Below are 1376 nucleotides of genomic sequence, written 5' to 3' on the forward strand. Positions count from 1 at the left end.
GTATGATGGTGTGGACGGCCCCCTACGGCATCAGTGTGCCAGAATGAGGTTGTGCAATCTCAAACGAGGGGACCGTCCGTGAAGCAGATTATCCGCATTGGTATGGATACGTCGAAGCATATTTTTGTGTTGCATGGAGTCGATGCGGCGGAGCAGCCGGTGCTGCGCAAGAAGCTGTCGCGCAAGCAGGCGCTGGAGTTCTTTGCCAAACTACCGCCGACCGTGATCGGGATGGAGGCCTGCGGCGCGGCTCATTACTGGGCTCGAGAGCTTGGCAAGCTCGGTCATGAGGTGAAGTTGATGGCTCCGCAGTTGGTGAAGCCTTACGTGGCGCGGAACAAGAATGACGGGCGGGACGCGGATGCGGTGTGCGAAGCGATGGGCCGGCCACGGATGCGGTTTGTGCCGGTGAAGACCGCCGAGCAGCAGGCAGCGCTGATGCTGGCGGGCATTCGCGACGGGCTGATCGCCCGCCGCACCCAGCTCAGCAATGCGATCCGTGGCTATGCGGCGGAGTTTGGCCTGATCGCGGCCAAGGGACTGGACAAGATCGAGCCGCTGCTGGCGCGGATTGCCCAGGATGAGAGCCTTCCGGAGCTGGCGCGTGAGCTGTTCGCCATGCAGGGTCGCGACTATGCACAGTTGCAGGGCGAGTTGAAGGCGATCGAGGCCAGGCTGCTAGCGTGGCATCGGGCCAATGCCACAAGCCGTCGTCTCGCAGGAATCCCCTCGGTCGGTCCGATCATTGCGACAACGCTTGTGATGAAGACGCCCGATCCGCACGCATTCCGCTCCGGCCGGCTGTTTGCGGCCTGGCTCGGCCTCACGCCCAAAGACCATTCCACCGCCGGCAAGACCAGGCTCGGCAAGATTACCCGTGCTGGCGACGAGACCCTGCGTCGCCTGCTCGTGGCAGGGGCGACCGCCGTGATCCGGCAAGCCAGGCTCGGCCGCGGTCAGCCGTCGCGCTGGCTGCTGGCGCTGCTCCGGCGCAAACCGCCGAAGCTGGCGGCCGTGGCGCTCGCCAACAAGGTGGCCCGCATCGCCTGGAAGTTGATGGTCACCGGCGAGAGCTACGATGCCGCCCGGATCAACGTCGCAACGGCAACCGTCACTTAGGAGTTTGGCTGGCCAAACGCTGCACGCGCGAGCCGAACCGGAGCTGCAAGAGCAGATGGAATGATCGATCGATCCGAACGCAAGGCAAATCCGTGGGACCCTGTGGCCATCAAAGGTCGCGAGTATGTCTGGAACTTGCGTCGCGAAAACCATCTTGGCCCAGCGATCAATCCGATCGCACTCAACAGGCCGGACATATGGATGTCAGCGATCCGATCAGGTTCAGAAGCTCTTGTGCCACGGGGGCCGTCCACATA

The 1376-nt window shown here is 63.2% G+C and carries 2 protein-coding genes; both read left to right on the top strand.

Features of this window, described 5'->3' with window-relative positions; all coding sequences use genetic code 11:
• Positions 1-78 precede the first annotated feature (78 nt).
• A complete protein-coding gene (locus H8A95_RS43040) occupies positions 79-1119 on the top strand; it encodes an IS110 family RNA-guided transposase (protein WP_229188450.1) in 1041 nt (346 codons plus the stop codon).
• Between the two features lie 60 nt (positions 1120-1179).
• Positions 1180-1376, top strand: a 197-nt coding sequence (locus H8A95_RS43045; RefSeq protein WP_229188451.1) for a hypothetical protein, incomplete at its 3' end; no start/stop codon positions are given.

This window comes from Bradyrhizobium oropedii (assembly GCF_020889685.1).
GTDB lineage: Bacteria > Pseudomonadota > Alphaproteobacteria > Rhizobiales > Xanthobacteraceae > Bradyrhizobium > Bradyrhizobium oropedii.